This is a genomic window from Kribbella sp. NPDC058693 (genome assembly GCF_042715335.1).
Classification (GTDB): Bacteria; Actinomycetota; Actinomycetes; order Propionibacteriales; family Kribbellaceae; genus Kribbella; species Kribbella jiaozuonensis.
The window spans coordinates 925,402-939,547 of the sequence record NZ_JBHXSQ010000002.1 but is presented as its reverse complement, the minus strand read 5'-3'; the positions used below and the strand labels follow the sequence as shown (position 1 = coordinate 939,547).

Genomic DNA, 14,146 nt, shown 5'->3' with positions numbered 1-14,146 from the left:
ATGAATTAGAGTGCGCTCAAAGTCAAGCCCCGAGGTGCGGATCCTGCCGCAACGACTCCGCCAACCGCTGCAGCGCCGGGTTCGGATTGTCCGGACTCCAGCACGCGTGCAGCGTCACCGAGTGCGCATCGGCCGCATCCAGTTCGCGGTACCGGACGCCCTCGACGCCCATCGCCATGATCGACCGCGGGATCAAGGCACATCCCAGACCGGCCCGCACGAGTGCGAGCATCGTCGGCACCTGCGAGGCGAGCTGGCTCACGGCGTACCGGTCCATCCCGATCATCGCCGCACAGATGTCATGCAAGTACTGCGAGCCCTCCGGGCTGTAGCCGATGTAGTCGTCGGTCGCATCGACCAGCGCGACCGGCCCGTCCCCGTCGGCCAGCGGATGCTTTGCCGGTACGGCGAGGACCAGGTCCTCGGAATGCACCAGCATCGACTCGAACTGCGCCGGGATCGGCGGCCGGACGAGCCCGAGATCGATCTCCAGGTTCGCCAGCGCCTCGAACTGCGCCGGGCTGACGAGCTCGGTCAGCTCGGCGGTCACCCCGGGCGTGCGCTTGCCGACCATGGTCAGGAAGTCGGCGAGTACGGCGTACGCCCCGATCGCGGTGAACGCGAGCCGCAGCGTCCCGGTCGTCCCGTCGGCCGCGCGGCGGGTTGCCTCCGGAGCGACGTCGAGCAGCGCGAGGACGCGGCGGGCGTGCTCGAGGAACACGTCGCCGGCCGCGGTCAGCCGAACCCCGCGGCCGGTGCGGTCGAACAGCCGGACGTCGAGCGTTCGTTCGAGGCCCTGGATCTGGCGCGTCAGCGGCGGCTGGGTCAGGTTGAGCCGCTGGGCAGCCCGGCCGTAGTGCAGTTCCTCGGCGACCGCGACGAATCCGCGGAGTTGCTGGAGCGACATGTCCATGCGTGCACGGTATCGGTTCATGCGCAATCGGGCTTGGACCTGCATAACGGAATGCGCTTACCGTCATGCCATGCCGAAACTCGCCGCACTCTTCTCACCCGAACGTGCCGCCGATGTCGTCGACGCGAACACTCGACAGCTGCTCGAGGACCGTTTCGAGGTGGTCTGGGCAACGCCCGAGCACACCGCCGGCCCCGGATCCGCGGCGAAACCGCCGGCCCTCGACCCGGCCGCCGTACCCGAGCTGGCCGCCGGCGCCGACGTCCTGCTCACCAGCTGGGGTACGCCGCATCTCGGCAAGGAGCTGTGGTCCGGCGGCAACGGTCCGAAGGTGGTCGCGCACGCGGCCGGTACGGTCAAGAACCTGATCGACCCTGTCATCCTCGACCAGGGCGTCGCGGTCTTCTCGGCAGGTCCCCGGATCGCCTGGTCGGTCGGCGAGTACTGCCTCGCGTCGATGCTCACGCTGGCGCGGCGGCTGCCCCGGTTCGACGGCGCGGTCCGCGCGGGCGGGTGGAAGCAGACGGAGTACCGAGGTCATGAACTGGCCGGCGCGAAGGTCGGCATCATCGGCGCGAGCAGCACCGCGCGGGCGTTGATCACGCTGCTGAAGCCGTTCGGCTGCGACCTGGCCGTCTACGACCCGTACCTGACGGCCGAGCGCGCCGGCGAACTCGGCGTACGAACGACGACGCTCGAGGACGCGGCCAGCGGGCCGTTCCTCAGCATCCACGTCCCGAACGTGCCGGAGACGAAGGGCATGATCACCCGCGCCCTGATCGAGAACCTGCCGAACGGCGCGGTCGTGGTGAACTCGTCGCGCGGACCGGCGATCGACCAACGAGCGCTGCTCGAGCACGCGCTCGACGGGCGGATCTACGCGGCGCTCGACGTCTACGACCCCGAACCACCGCAGTTCGACGCGAAGACGCTCGCGGCCTCGAATCTCCTACTGACTCCGCACGTCGCCGGTGACACCGCCGAGGGCCACCTCGCGCTCGCGGGCTACGTGCTCAAGGACGCACTGCAGTGGCTCGACAACGGCACCCGCGGTCCGAGCTTCGTCGATCCCGCGTCGTGGTCGATCGCCGCGTGAGAGGAACGGCCATGTCACGTATTACCCAGGTTGAGGTCTTCCCGGTCGCGGTACCGTTCGCGCGCCGGTTCGTACTCGGCAGCGGCGCGGTCGGCTCGCCCGATGCAGCACCCGACCAGGCCGGCGCGGTGATCTTCGTGAAGCTGACCACCGAGGACGGCGTTGTCGGCTGGGGTGAGCAGCGCGCACTGCCGAGCTGGAGCTACGAGACGGCCGAGACGATGGCGGTCGTGATCCGGCGGCATCTCACGCCGATCCTGCTCGAGCTCACGCCGTTCGATGTCGAGCTGTTTCATCAGCGCGCGGCCAAGCGGCTCAGCCCGGCGGTGTCGAACGGGTTCCCGTTCGCCCGGGCTGCGATCGATGTCGCGATGCACGACGCGGCGGGCAAGCTGGCCGGCGTACCTGTGCATGCGCTGCTCGGTGGGAAGATCCACGACGAGATCCCGCTCTGCTCGGCGATCGGGGTCGGGGACCAGGATGCCGTACGCGAGCATGCGATCCAGTCGTCGGACTATGCGGCGTACAAGGTCAAGATCGGCGGCGATCTGGATGCGGACACCGCCGCGATCGAGACCGTCGCAGAGGTTGCCGACGGCAAGCCACTCTGGCTCGACGCGAACCAGTCGTATCGACCGAGCGCTCTGAGGCAGCTGCGTAACCGGACCGCGGGCATCCGTACGATTCATTGCATCGAGCAACCGGTGCCCAGTACCGACACGCTGGCCATGGCCCGGCTGCGGGAGCTGATCGACCTGCCGATCGCGATCGACGAAGGCAGCTTCTCCGCGCAGGACCTGGCGCGCGCGATCCAGCTCAACGCCGCCGACCTGGTCGTCGTCAAGGTCTGCAAGTCCGGCGGACTGCGCAACGCACTGAAGACCGCCCAGACCGCGCTCGCCGGCGGTCTCGAGATTCTCGCCAGCGGCCTGACCGACTGCGGAGTCGCGTTCGCCGCCGCACTGCACGTGTTCAGTCAGCTCGAGCTCGCCCTGCCCGCCGAGCTCAACGGGCCGGAGCTGCTGACCGAGCTCTACGTCGAGGGGCTGAGCATCACCAAGGCCGTCGCAACGGTCCCCACCGCCCCTGGATTGGGCGTCGAGGTCGACGAGGAACGCATCCGCGCGGAGTCGATCGACCTGCTCTATCGGTGAGGAGAACCATGCAAACAAAGCTGTCCCGCCGCGGCTTCCTGGGGATGACCGGCTTCGCCGGACTCGGGATCGCCGCGGCCGGAACCCTGGCCGGGTGTTCGTCCGGGCCGCCGTCCGGTGCCGCCACCTGGTCGATGTGGTCCAGCAGCGCCGCCGAGAAGAAGGTCTGGGACGACTTCGGCAAGTACGTCGAGCAGCAGCTCAAGGTCAAGTCCGTCGCCAGCCTCACGCCGTCCCCCAGCTACCCGACCAAGCTCGACCTCCAACTCGTCAGCGGTACGGCGAGCCTGGTGACCGCGCTCAACGGCACGCTGATCCCGACGTACGCCGCCCGTGGCGCGCACCGGCCACTCGACGACCTGATCGCCAACGACCCGGACTTCACGCTGGACGACTTCTACCAGACCAGCAGAAGCATCAGCAGCTTCAACGGCAAGACCTACGCGATCGGCTTCGACGTCGCGCCGACGGTCATGTACTACAACAAGGACCTGCTGAAGAAGCAGGGCATCCCGTTGCCGTCGCCGACCGAGCCGATGTCTTGGGCAACGTTCCGGGGCCTCTGCAAGCAGCTGACCAAACCCGGCCAGCAGTACGGCTTCACCTGCGCGCCCGCCATCGACGACCTGGTGTCCTGGATCTACTGCGCGGGCGGCAACGTGATGAGCGACGACGGCAGCCGCAGCACGCTGGGTGATCCGGAAGCGATGGAGGCACTGCAGTACGTCATCGACCTCTTCGTCAAGGACAAGGTCACTCCGCCGATCAAGAACCTCGTCACCGAGAGCTCGCTGTCGAACTTCATGCAGGGCAACGTCGCGTTCATGCAGAACGGTCCCTGGCAGGTCGTCAACGCTCGCAAGGCCAAGTTCGACTGGGACATCATCCCGTTCCCGGCCGGGGCTGCCGGGAGCAAGCCGCGGGTCTCGGGATCCAGCTTCGCGATTCCATCGGGGGTGCGCGATGGTGCCGAGCTCGACCTCGCGTGGAAGCTGATGAAGACCCTGACCAGCACCGGCGCACTCGACATCTACGCCAAGGCCGGCCGCAACAACCCGGCCAGGCTCAGCGCCGGCAGCGCGTTCCAGCCGCCGCCGGACAACCTCGGCATCGTCCAGCAGATCCTGGCCGGCAAGCTCGCCGGCGGTCACGCCTTCGACGTCACCACGAACTGGAACCAGGTCAAGCAGTTGCTCGGTCAGGATCTGCCCCGGACCTTCCTCGGCCAGGTCAGCGTCCCGGACGCGATCAACGGGCTCACCCCGCGCCTCGACATCCTGATGCGCCAGCACCTCGACACCGTCCGCCAAGCCACCGCCAGGAAGGGGTGAACCCGATGGCCGTCGATCTAGCACCAGCCGTAACCACCCCCACACCAACCCGACCGACCTCGAAACCGACCCCACGTTGGCGCAGCCGCGAGGCTCTCACCGCCTGGCTGTTCATCCTGCCCAGCCTGATCGGCTTCCTGATCTTCACCGCCGGACCGGTCGTTGCCGCAGGCGTCATCTCGCTGCTGAACTGGAACCTGTTCAGCGCACCGACCTGGGCCGGCCTGCACAACTTCGCCCGCCTCGGCCCCGACCCGACGTTCTGGTCCGCGCTCGGCAACACGGCGTACTTCACCTTGGTCAGCGTGCCACTGACGATCGTCGTCAGCCTCGCCCTCGCGCTTCTGCTCAACCAGGGCGTACGCCGGGTCGCCGTCTTCCGGTCGCTGCTGCTGTTGCCATACGCAACCATCACGGTCGCGGTGGCGTTCGTCTGGATCTGGCTCTATATCCCGCACGACGGCCTGGTGAACGCCGTGCTCGGCTGGTTCGGCATCAACGGACCGGCGTGGCTGATCTCGGACAACTGGGCGATGCCCGCACTGATCCTGATGAGCGTCTGGAAGAGCTTCGGCTTCGGCATGGTCGTCTTCCTCGCCGGCCTCCAGGCGATCCCGCAACAGCTGTACGAAGCCGGTCGGGTGGACGGTACGTCGCCGTGGAACAGCTTCCGCCACATCACACTGCCAATGCTCTCCCCCGCCTTGTTCTTCGTCATCGTCACGTCGGTGATCGGATCGTTCCAGGTCTTCGACCAGGCACTGATCATGACGAACGGCGGACCGGGCACCCGCACCACCACGCTGGTCATGTACATCTACCGGACCGGCTTCGAGAACTACGACCAGGGGTACGCCGCGGCGCAGTCGCTGGTGCTGTTCGCGTTCATTGTGGTCATCACCACCGGCCAGTTCCTCTTCCAGCGCAAGTTGGTGCACTATGACAACTGATGCCCGCCGCAAGCTGATCGTCTTCGCGTGCTTCCTGGTCACCGCGCTCACGCTGATCCCGGTCGTGATGATGGTGCTGGTCGCGTTCCAGTCCGACGCCGAGTCGATGGCGGCCAAGCCGTCGTTCTGGCCGAGCAGCTGGCACCCCGAGAACCTGACCCGCGCCTTCGACCTCGTCCCCCTCGGCAAGTACCTGCTCAACACGATCTACTTCGCCGGCGGTACGACGATCCTCGAAACGGTCACCGCTGCGCTCGCGGCGTACGCGTTCGCACGGCTGAACTTCCCCGGCCGGAGCTGGCTGTTCGGGATCTACTTGGCCACGCTGATGATCCCGTCACAAGTGACGCTGATCCCGCAGTTCGTGCTGGTCGCGAAGCTGCACGGCATCGACACCTGGCCCGGGATGATCCTGCCGCACGCGTTCACCGCGATCGGGGTGTTCCTGCTGCGGCAGTTCTTCCTCGGCATCCCACGTGACTACGAGGAGGCAGCCCGGCTGGACGGTGCGAACCGTTGGCAGGCATTCGTCCGGGTGATCGTGCCGCTCGCAGTGCCAGCGATCGCGACGCTGGCCGTGTTCAAGTTCATCGGCCAGTGGAACAACCTGCTCTGGCCGCTCGTCATCTCCAACAGCGACGCGACCCGCACGGCGGCAGTCGGCCTGCAGGTCTTCCAGGACACCAACGGCACCCAGTGGAACTTGTTGCTGATGGCAGCGACCGTCACCACGATCCCGCTGATCGTGCTGTTCTTCCTCACCCAACGCTGGTTCGTCCGAGGTATCACCATGAGTGGTCTAGGAGGTCGCTGAACAATGACCTATCTGTGGTCCGTCTTCACCAAGCCCTGGTCCGGCCTTCCCGGCGACGAGCTCGGCCGGCTCGTCGCCGGCATCGGGTTCGGCGGCGCCGAGATCCCGGTCCGCGACACGGCGTACGTCACGCCGGCGAACGCCGGTGCCGAGCTGCCGAAGTTCACCGCGCAATTGCGGGCCGAGGGCATCGAACCGATCAGCGTCGCGAGCGACCTGTCCGAGCAGGTGTTCGCCGCCTGCGCCGAGGCCTGTGCGCCGATGATCCGGATCATGGCCGAGCTCGGCCCCGACGGATACTCCGCTTCCGTGCAGCGCAACCGCGCTCTCCTTGAGCAGGCGGTCCCACTGACCGAGCGGTACGACGTGCAGGTCGGCGTACAGCCGCATCACGGAAGGTTCGTGTCATCGACGCTCGGCGTACTGCAACTGCTCGAAGGACTGCCCGATCGGTACAAGCTCGTGTGGGACGCGGCGCACGACGCGCTGGCCGGCGACCACCCCGCGGTGACGCTCGAGCTCGGCGCGGACCGGCTCGGGATCGTGAACCTGAAGAACGTGCACTACCTGCGGACGGACACCGGCTGGAAGACGAACTTCGTCGAGGCCGAGGACGGTCTCGCCGACTGGCCGGCCGTCTTCGCCGCACTGGAGAAGGTCGGGTACGCGGGCCCGATCTGCCTGACAGGTCAGTACTCCGATCCCGCCGTACCCGTCGAAGAACGGCTCAGGAAAGATCTCCGCTTCGCTGTCACATCGGCCGCGCAGCATCCGTCAAGGGAGTGAATGGCAACTAAACCACGAACCCTGATGGAGAACCTCCCATGCAAGCACGGATGACGAACCCCGCGGAGATCCTGCCGGACGCCACCAAGGGCATTCAGAACATCTACAAGGCGATCGGCCAGTCCGGTACGGACGGCAAGATCCTGGAGCTCGTGCACCTGCGGGCCAGCCAGATCAACGGTTGCTCGCCCTGTGTGTTCGGCGGGATCAAGTCGGCGCTGAAGAACGGCGAGACCGACGAGCGGCTGCACCAGGTCGCCGCCTGGCGCGAGTCCGACCTCTTCACCGACGCCGAGCGGGCCGCACTCGAGATGGCGGAGGCCGCGACCCGGCTGGCCGACAACCCGACCGCGGTCAGTGACGAGATCTGGGCCGAGGCGGAAAGGCACTTCGGCGAGAAGGAACTGTCGGCGATCGTGCTGATGATCGCGCTCACCAACATGTTCAACCGGATCAACACCACCGTGCGTCAGCCCGCCGGCGCCACCTGGTAGTTCGATAGCGTGAGCCCCGGATGTCGAGAAGGCGTCCGGGGCTCCGACGTACCGGGTGAATGGAGGCACGCGATGAAATACATGCTGCTGATCTACGGAAACGAAGAAACCTGGGACACCCTGCACGCCGAGGGAATCGAGCAAGTGCTTGACCAGCACCGCGCCCTCTCCGAGGAGCTCGAGGCAAAAGGCGAGCTCGTCGACGGAATGGGCCTCACCACCGCGAACGCCCGCGTGATCAGGGTCCACGACGGCGTCCCCGCCGTCACCGACGGCCCCTTCACCGAAGCCAAGGAAGTCCTGGCCGGCTACTACATCCTCAACTGCACCCTCGACCGCGCCACCGAGATCGCCGCCCGCCTGCCCGAGGCGCCGTACTCCCCGATCGAGATCCGCGAGTTCTCGGATCCGATGGAATCGTAGGGACTTGCCGGCCTCAGCTGGGCGTCGACACCTGAGACCGGCGAGTCACTGACTCAGACCGTTGACGTCCGGACAAGCTCGCGCGAAGCGAGGATGACCCCACCTGAGGCAGGCTGGTCACCCATGCCCCGGCCACCTTGGACGAAAACAGTGCTACCAGGCGCAGGCAGCGTGACACCCTCGCCAAGTCGCAGCGTGGTCGTCATTCCATTGCTCAACCTGAGCATCGCCACGCGTCGCGGACGCACCGGGCTGATCGACGAGCTCACCTCGTGGATGCCGGTACAAACCGCCGGTTGGATCGCAGCTCGTCCGAGCCCCGCATTGCCGTGACTCCTCACATCACGGCACTGCTCGGCGAGCCTTCTCATCGCTGACACACTTCCCCCTTCTCATCGTGAACTGCCCCCGAGTGGCGGTGGACGCGGTCGCACGACCGCACACTCCCCGTCCTTCCCGCACCCGGAAACGACGCGGAAGTGATCAAGCAACCCTTGCTGAGAGTGACGACGTTTTCAAGGGATCGTGATCGGAATCCCGAGTTCCGGAACTGCTGTCCACGAAAACCTACTGACAACTACTGACCACCGAAGCCGGTGGTCGCAATCCCCTTGATGATCTGGCGCTGGAAGAACAGGAAGACGACAACCAGCGGCAGCGCGGCGAGAATCGCGGAGGCCATGTTCTGCGCGTATTGCAGCCCATAAGCACTCTTCACCGTCTGCAGTCCCACCGGCAACGTCATCAGGTGCGCGTCGGTCGTCACGATGAACGGCCACAAGAAGTTGTTCCACGCACCGATGAACACGAAGATCGCTACCGCGGCAAGGATCGGCCGCGACAACGGCAACACGATCGACCAGAACACCCGCAGCCGGCCGGCGCCGTCGACCCGGGCCGCCTCTTCCAGCTCGACCGGGATCTGGTCGAAGAAACGCTTGAGAATCAGCACCATCGCAGGCGCGAACGACTGCGGCAGGATGATGCCCCAGTACGTGTCGACCAGGTTGAACGCGAGCATCTGCCGGAACAACGGCACGATCAGCAACTGCGGCGGAATGATGATCGCCGCGATGATCGCGGCGTACAACCAACGTTTGCCCTTGAAGTTCACCCGCGAGAACGCATACCCGGCCAGCGCGGACGTGGCAACCGTGATCAACGTGATCGCCACCGACGTGAGCAGGCTGTTCCAGGCCCAGGCCGGGATGTCACCGGCTGACAACACCTTGCGGTAGGCATCGAAGCTGAACCCGTCCGGCGGGTTCAGCGTGATCCCTGCGGCGCCGGCGTCGGATTCGCTCTTCAGCGACGTCAGGACAGACCACGCGAACGGCACCAGCCAGGTTGCGGCCAGGACCGCAAGTACCAGCAGCGCGACCATTCTGGACACGCTCCACGGGTTCTCACCCGGCTTGTGCGTTTGTTTGATCCCGCGGCTCAACGTGTACGTGCTCATGCGGCGCTCCTGCGGTTGATCAGTTTGTACTGCGCCAGGGCCACCAGGACGATCAGCACGAAGAACAGGTACGAGATGGCCGACGAGTAGCCGAACCGGTAGCCGGTGAAGCCCGACTCGTAGATGTACTGCACGATCGACCGCGTCTTCCCGGCCGGACCGCCGTTCGTCAGCATGTAGATCTGGTCGAAGACCTTCAGCGACGCGAGGACCTGCAGCGTCGCGATCAGCGCCGTCGTCGGCGTCAGTTGCGGGATCACGATCGAGAACAGCTGCCGCCACTTGCCGGCGCCGTCGATCGCGGCCGCCTCGAACTGCTGCTCGGGAATGTTCTGCAACGCCGCCAGGTAGAGCAGGAAGTTGAACCCGATCGTCCACCACAGCGTGGTGATCACGACCGAGATCATCGCCACCTTCGGATCCTGCAGCCACGCCACGGGCGCCGCACCGAACTTCGCCAGTACGCCGTTGATCAGCCCGAGCGTCGGGTTGTACATCCAGCTCCAGAACATCACCACGACGGTCGATGCGAGCAGGTACGGCAGGAAGAACGACAGGCGCCACAACCAGCGGCCCGGGAGGCCGAGGTTCACGAGCAGCGCGAGGGCGAGCGACAGGACGACGAGCGGGATCGTGCTGAGCAGTGTGAACCACAGCGTGTTGCCCAGCGACTTCCACATGTCCGGGTCGCGCAACGCGTCGGCATAGTTGGCGAAACCAACCAGCCCGCTGCCCGCGCCGGTCAACGTCTCGCCGGTGAAACTCAGGTACAGGCCGTACAAGGCCGGCACGACGAGGAACAGCCCGAACAGTACGGCGAACGGCGCCGCGAACGCCCAACCGGTGAGGGTCTCCCCACGCTTCGCCCGCGCCTTGCCCTGTGCGCTGACCTCCTGGGCCGCAGCTTCGGCCGGAGTGTCGATGGCAGTTGTCATCAGTCTGTCTCCTCTCACACCGGCTGCGGACGGTCGAGCAGCTTGTTCAGCCGGGCGACGAACCCGTCGAACCCGGCCGCCGGGTCACCACTGCCGAGGAACACGTTCTGCACGTTCTCGGCGAAGTAGTTCTGGAAGTCGCTGCCCGCGCCGGTGAACCACGCGTCCGGGTCGTAGTTCACGTACGCCGGGATGCCCGCGTAGTTCGACTGCGGCTTCAGCGCCTGGTACTCCGCACTCTTCGCCACCGGCTGGTACGCCGGGATATGGCCGCCGCCGGCCCACTTCACCGAGCGCTTCAGGATCTCCGCGACCATCGTGTACACGTGCTTACGGCGCTCCGGCGACACCTTTGACTGCCGCGGCAGCACGAACGTGTGCGAGTCCGCGTATGCCGCCTGGGTCCCGAACAACGTTGGAATGGGGAGCGCGTCGACGGGCATCTTGGCGTCCTTGAGCACCGGCAGCTCCCACACGCCGCCGAAGAACATCCCGCTCTCGCCGTGCAGGAACTCGCTCGTCGCCGTACCGCCGTCACCGCTGCGCGAGGCGATCGTGTCGTTGAGCAACGATTGGATGAAGGTCAGCGTCTTGACCGCGGCGTCCTTGTCGACCTGCGCCGGCCGGCCCGGTACGAGCTTCATGTCCGCGCCGGTCTGCCGGTAGAACGTGTAGAACAGCCGCCACATCTGCGAGCCGTCGCCGAGGTAGCCGTAGGACAGACCGTGCTTGCCGGTCACCTTCTGCAGCTTGGTCGCGACCTCGGTGAACTCCTCCGGGCTCTTCATGCTCCGCAGGGCGTCCGTGACACCGGCCTTCTCGGCGTGCTCGGTGTTGTAGTAGAGCACGAACGGGTGGGTGTCGAGGGCGATCGCGTACAGCTTCCCGTCGTACTGACACTTCTCCCAGACGCGGGCCGGGAAGTCGCTCTCGTGCAGGCCGACCTCGGCCAGCAGGTCGAGGTCCCACGGCTCGAGCAGTCCGCCGGGGGCGTAGCCGGCAATCCGGGACGCGTGCATGACCGCGACATCCGGAGCCCGGCCGCCGGCCGAAGCCATCGCCAGTTTCGTGTAGTACGGCGCTCCCCAGGCGAGCACCGTCTGGGTTGCGTGGAAGCCGAGGTTCGCGGCATTGACGGCGTCCACCAGGCCCGCCATCACAGTGCCGTCACCGCCGGTCAGAAGGTGCCAGTAGCTCAGGTCGGTCGTCTTCCGCGACGCTCCGGGCGCGCAGCCGACGAGCAACCCGCCACCGGCGAGCGCGGCCGCTGCTTTGAGCACGCCGCGCCTGGATAGGTCAGTCATTCGGTCTCCTTCGAGAGGCGAACCGAAAATTACATCGTTAGAATGCGCGAGACAAGACTCCGATGTGGGATTTTGTGGAAACGTATCCGTTAGCGTTCGGTACTGGCGCGCTCGACGATGCGGTGCGGGATCATCACCCTGCGTGGCGGCGCGTCCTTGTCCGCCATCCGCTCGGCGAGCAGATCCAGCGCGGCCGCGACGAACTCCCGGCGGTCGAAATCGATCGTGGTCAGCGGCGGGATCATGAACTGACTCTCGAGGATGTTGTCGAACCCGGCGACCAGCGTCTGCTGCGGTACGGCGATGCCCGCGCCCCACAGCGCGGCCAGTGCGCCCGCGGCCAGCGAGTCGGTGAAGCAGAAGAACGCGTCGGGCAGCTCGTGGTCGGCGAGGTACTTGCCGACGACGGTCGCCGCGCCTTCGGGGCGCCAGCGGTCGAGGGCGATCTCGAGCGACGGATCGATCGGTACGCCGGCCTCCTCGAGCGCCTGGTGGTAGCCGGTGGTCCGGAGCCGCGAGGCCGCCGTACCGGGACCTTCGGCGGAGCCCGCGAGTACGCCGGCACCGCTCGAGCCGCGCGGGATTTCCGGCGTACCGACGACTGCGATCCGGCGGCAGCCGCGGGACAGGAGGTGTTTGGTCATGTCGCGCGCGGCGGCGACGTTGTCGATCGCGACCTGGCTGACGACGTCCTGGTCGACGTCACCGATCAGGACGACCGGCGGCAGCGGTCCGGCCGAGGTCACGGCGCTGTCGTCGAGGTTCACCGGGTTCAGGATCAGGCCGTCGACGAGGTACGCGCGAGCCTTCGAGAGCAGCTCGAACTCACGCTTTGGCTCGGCCGCGGTCTGCTCGATCTGCACGCCCCAGCCGCGCTCGTGGGCGAGCTCGACGACCAGGTGGACGATCTCGGCGGAGTACGGCCGGAGCAGGTCGGGCAGGGCCAGCGCGATCATGCCGGAGCGGCCGTTGCGGAGCCCGCGGGCGCTCATGTTCGGCACGTAGTCGAGCTCGGCCAGGGCGCTCTCCACCCGGGCGCGGGTCTCGGGGCGCACGAAGACGATTCCGTTGATCACGTTCGACACCGTCTTCGGCGACACCCCGGCCAGCTTGGCGACATCTTTGACGGTGGGACGCATGTCGCCCATTGTCACACCTGGCCCACGTTGTCACGTGTCAGCGTGTAATCAAGGCTCCACCGTTGACGTGCAGGACCTGGGCGGTGAGGTGGCGGGCGGCGGGTGAGGCGAGGAAATGGATCGTGCCGGCGATGTCGCCGACCTGGCCCTCGCGCTTGGTCAACGTTGCCTGGAGCAACGTCTCGCGGCGCTGGTCGGTGAGTCGGCCCTGGAAGAACTCGGTCTCCGCGGTGAAGCCGGGGGCGACGACGTTCGAGGTGATTCCGCGCGGGCCGAGTTCGGCGGCGATGTCGGCGTTCCACATCGCGAGGGCGGCCTTGGAGGCGCCGTACGAACCTGGTCCGCGGGCGCCGGCGATCGAGCCGAGGTGGATGACTGCGGTGGTGAGTCGTGAGGCGAGGGCGGTTGTGGTGAGGACGGCGCTGATCAGGTTGGCCTCGAGGTTGGCGAGCCAGTTGGCCTTGAGTTGCTCGAGATCCCCGTCCGGGCGGCCGAAGTCGGTGTTGCCGCCGGCGTTGTTGACGAGCACGTCGACCTGGTCCGGCAGCGTCTCAACCAGTTGCTCGATCTGCTTGGGGTCGGTGGCGTCGCAGACCACTCCCCTGGCTCCTAGGTCGGCCGCTGTCTTGGCGAGTACGTCGGGGCGGCGGCCGGTGATCACGACCTCGTCGCCGTCCGCGCGGAACAGCTCGGCGGTCGCTCGCCCGATCCCGGTCGCGCCGCCGGTCACCACGATCGTCCTCATGTCGCACCTCACGTTTAGGTCTAAATGTTTAGACCTAAACGTACCATGGTCGTCGTGGCCGACAATTACCCGCTCGATTCCCCGAGTCCGTATCCCGCGGCGGAGATCGCCCGCGCCTGGCAACGCGAACGCCCCGGCACGCCGACCGACTCGATCGAGATCGTCACTCCGCTGTGGCGCCTGGCCAAACTCTTCGCCGACGACCGCCGCCGGGTGCTCGCCGCCGCCGGCGTGGACCCCGCGACGCTGGATCTGCTGAGCGTGCTGCGGCGCGCGGGTTCGCCGTACGAACTCACCACTCGCGAACTGTCCCGCCGCACCCTCGTCACCGCCGGCGCAATCTCCCAACGCATCACCCGCGCCGAATCCAGCGGCCTGGTCACCCGCCGCGCCGCAGACGACGGCACCCGCGCCGTCCTCGTCGCCCTGACCCCCGCCGGCCACGCCCTCATCGAACGCACCGTAGACCAGGTCCTCACCCGAGAATCCGAACTGGTCGCCTCCCTCTCCCCCACAGCCCGCACCCGACTAGCCCACCAACTACAAACCCTCCTCAACGAGGTAACCAAGGCAACCAGCTAGCCCGCGCTACGCGGCCGCTTC

General features: G+C 66.8%; 15 protein-coding genes. 9 read left to right on the top strand and 6 right to left on the bottom strand.

What is annotated here, in order from left to right; all coding sequences use genetic code 11:
- Positions 1-22: 22 nt before the first annotated feature.
- Positions 23-913, bottom strand: coding sequence for a LysR family transcriptional regulator (locus ACFWUU_RS14085; RefSeq protein ID WP_380175674.1), 891 nt, complete (start codon positions 911-913; stop codon positions 23-25).
- A gap of 70 nt (positions 914-983) precedes the next feature.
- Between ACFWUU_RS14085 and ACFWUU_RS14080 the strand changes: the two genes are divergently transcribed.
- The 8 genes from ACFWUU_RS14080 to ACFWUU_RS14045 all read left to right on the top strand — a co-directional run bounded on the left by ACFWUU_RS14080 (position 984) and on the right by ACFWUU_RS14045 (position 7,961).
- Positions 984-2,009 (top strand): hydroxyacid dehydrogenase, encoded by a 1,026-nt coding sequence (locus ACFWUU_RS14080; protein WP_380175671.1) that lies wholly within the window; start codon positions 984-986, stop codon positions 2,007-2,009.
- 11 nt (positions 2,010-2,020) lie between these two features.
- A complete protein-coding gene (locus ACFWUU_RS14075; RefSeq protein ID WP_380175669.1) occupies positions 2,021-3,163 on the top strand; it encodes a mandelate racemase/muconate lactonizing enzyme family protein in 1,143 nt (380 codons plus the stop codon).
- 8 nt (positions 3,164-3,171) lie between these two features.
- Entirely contained in the window at positions 3,172-4,494 is a 1,323-nt protein-coding gene (locus tag ACFWUU_RS14070) for an ABC transporter substrate-binding protein (protein WP_380175668.1), read from the top strand.
- A gap of 5 nt (positions 4,495-4,499) precedes the next feature.
- Positions 4,500-5,444: a carbohydrate ABC transporter permease gene (locus ACFWUU_RS14065; RefSeq protein ID WP_380175666.1), complete on the top strand. Its 945-nt coding sequence runs from the start codon at positions 4,500-4,502 to the stop codon at positions 5,442-5,444.
- Positions 5,434-6,258, top strand: a complete 825-nt coding sequence (locus tag ACFWUU_RS14060; RefSeq protein WP_137255390.1) for a carbohydrate ABC transporter permease — start codon at positions 5,434-5,436, stop codon at positions 6,256-6,258. Before ACFWUU_RS14065 ends, ACFWUU_RS14060 begins: the two co-directional genes overlap by 11 nt.
- Before the next feature lie 3 nt (positions 6,259-6,261).
- Positions 6,262-7,044, top strand: a complete 783-nt coding sequence (locus ACFWUU_RS14055; protein WP_380175664.1) for a sugar phosphate isomerase/epimerase family protein — start codon at positions 6,262-6,264, stop codon at positions 7,042-7,044.
- Positions 7,045-7,082: 38 nt separating this feature from the next.
- The gene (locus tag ACFWUU_RS14050) at positions 7,083-7,538 is read left to right on the top strand and encodes a carboxymuconolactone decarboxylase family protein (protein WP_380175662.1); all 456 of its coding nucleotides are present in this window, start codon (positions 7,083-7,085) and stop codon (positions 7,536-7,538) included.
- Between the two features lie 72 nt (positions 7,539-7,610).
- A complete protein-coding gene (locus ACFWUU_RS14045) occupies positions 7,611-7,961 on the top strand; it encodes a YciI family protein (protein WP_137255393.1) in 351 nt (116 codons plus the stop codon).
- A gap of 577 nt (positions 7,962-8,538) precedes the next feature.
- Here the strand turns inward: ACFWUU_RS14045 and ACFWUU_RS14040 are convergent.
- The 5 genes from ACFWUU_RS14040 to ACFWUU_RS14020 all read right to left on the bottom strand — a co-directional run bounded on the left by ACFWUU_RS14040 (position 8,539) and on the right by ACFWUU_RS14020 (position 13,543).
- Complete coding sequence (locus ACFWUU_RS14040; RefSeq protein ID WP_380175660.1) at positions 8,539-9,420, bottom strand: carbohydrate ABC transporter permease; 882 nt, start codon at positions 9,418-9,420, stop codon at positions 8,539-8,541.
- The gene (locus ACFWUU_RS14035; protein ID WP_380175658.1) at positions 9,417-10,355 is read right to left on the bottom strand and encodes a carbohydrate ABC transporter permease; all 939 of its coding nucleotides are present in this window, start codon (positions 10,353-10,355) and stop codon (positions 9,417-9,419) included. Before ACFWUU_RS14035 ends, ACFWUU_RS14040 begins: the two co-directional genes overlap by 4 nt.
- 14 nt (positions 10,356-10,369) lie before the next feature.
- Entirely contained in the window at positions 10,370-11,659 is a 1,290-nt protein-coding gene (locus ACFWUU_RS14030; RefSeq protein ID WP_380175656.1) for an extracellular solute-binding protein, read from the bottom strand.
- 89 nt (positions 11,660-11,748) lie between these two features.
- Positions 11,749-12,798, bottom strand: a complete 1,050-nt coding sequence (locus ACFWUU_RS14025; RefSeq protein WP_380175654.1) for a LacI family DNA-binding transcriptional regulator — start codon at positions 12,796-12,798, stop codon at positions 11,749-11,751.
- Between the two features lie 37 nt (positions 12,799-12,835).
- On the bottom strand, positions 12,836-13,543 hold the full coding sequence (locus tag ACFWUU_RS14020; protein ID WP_380175653.1) for an SDR family NAD(P)-dependent oxidoreductase: 708 nt from the start codon (positions 13,541-13,543) through the stop codon (positions 12,836-12,838).
- 54 nt (positions 13,544-13,597) lie between these two features.
- On the opposite strand from ACFWUU_RS14020, the gene ACFWUU_RS14015 reads away from it, so the two are divergent.
- Entirely contained in the window at positions 13,598-14,125 is a 528-nt protein-coding gene (locus ACFWUU_RS14015; RefSeq protein WP_380175651.1) for a MarR family winged helix-turn-helix transcriptional regulator, read from the top strand.
- The last annotated feature ends 21 nt before the right edge of the window (positions 14,126-14,146 follow it).

What these genes read in the sequence shown, in the direction of transcription:
- ACFWUU_RS14085 (WP_380175674.1), bottom strand. Translation starts at nt 913, where the DNA reads ATGGACATGTCGCTCCAGCAACTCCGCGGATTCGTCGCGGTCGCCGAG.
- ACFWUU_RS14080 (WP_380175671.1), top strand. Translation starts at nt 984, where the DNA reads ATGCCGAAACTCGCCGCACTCTTCTCACCCGAACGTGCCGCCGATGTC.
- ACFWUU_RS14075 (WP_380175669.1), top strand. Translation starts at nt 2,021, where the DNA reads ATGTCACGTATTACCCAGGTTGAGGTCTTCCCGGTCGCGGTACCGTTC.
- ACFWUU_RS14070 (WP_380175668.1), top strand. Translation starts at nt 3,172, where the DNA reads ATGCAAACAAAGCTGTCCCGCCGCGGCTTCCTGGGGATGACCGGCTTC.
- ACFWUU_RS14065 (WP_380175666.1), top strand. Translation starts at nt 4,500, where the DNA reads ATGGCCGTCGATCTAGCACCAGCCGTAACCACCCCCACACCAACCCGA.
- ACFWUU_RS14060 (WP_137255390.1), top strand. Translation starts at nt 5,434, where the DNA reads ATGACAACTGATGCCCGCCGCAAGCTGATCGTCTTCGCGTGCTTCCTG.
- ACFWUU_RS14055 (WP_380175664.1), top strand. Translation starts at nt 6,262, where the DNA reads ATGACCTATCTGTGGTCCGTCTTCACCAAGCCCTGGTCCGGCCTTCCC.
- ACFWUU_RS14050 (WP_380175662.1), top strand. Translation starts at nt 7,083, where the DNA reads ATGCAAGCACGGATGACGAACCCCGCGGAGATCCTGCCGGACGCCACC.
- ACFWUU_RS14045 (WP_137255393.1), top strand. Translation starts at nt 7,611, where the DNA reads ATGAAATACATGCTGCTGATCTACGGAAACGAAGAAACCTGGGACACC.
- ACFWUU_RS14040 (WP_380175660.1), bottom strand. Translation starts at nt 9,420, where the DNA reads ATGAGCACGTACACGTTGAGCCGCGGGATCAAACAAACGCACAAGCCG.
- ACFWUU_RS14035 (WP_380175658.1), bottom strand. Translation starts at nt 10,355, where the DNA reads ATGACAACTGCCATCGACACTCCGGCCGAAGCTGCGGCCCAGGAGGTC.
- ACFWUU_RS14030 (WP_380175656.1), bottom strand. Translation starts at nt 11,659, where the DNA reads ATGACTGACCTATCCAGGCGCGGCGTGCTCAAAGCAGCGGCCGCGCTC.
- ACFWUU_RS14025 (WP_380175654.1), bottom strand. Translation starts at nt 12,798, where the DNA reads ATGCGTCCCACCGTCAAAGATGTCGCCAAGCTGGCCGGGGTGTCGCCG.
- ACFWUU_RS14020 (WP_380175653.1), bottom strand. Translation starts at nt 13,543, where the DNA reads ATGAGGACGATCGTGGTGACCGGCGGCGCGACCGGGATCGGGCGAGCG.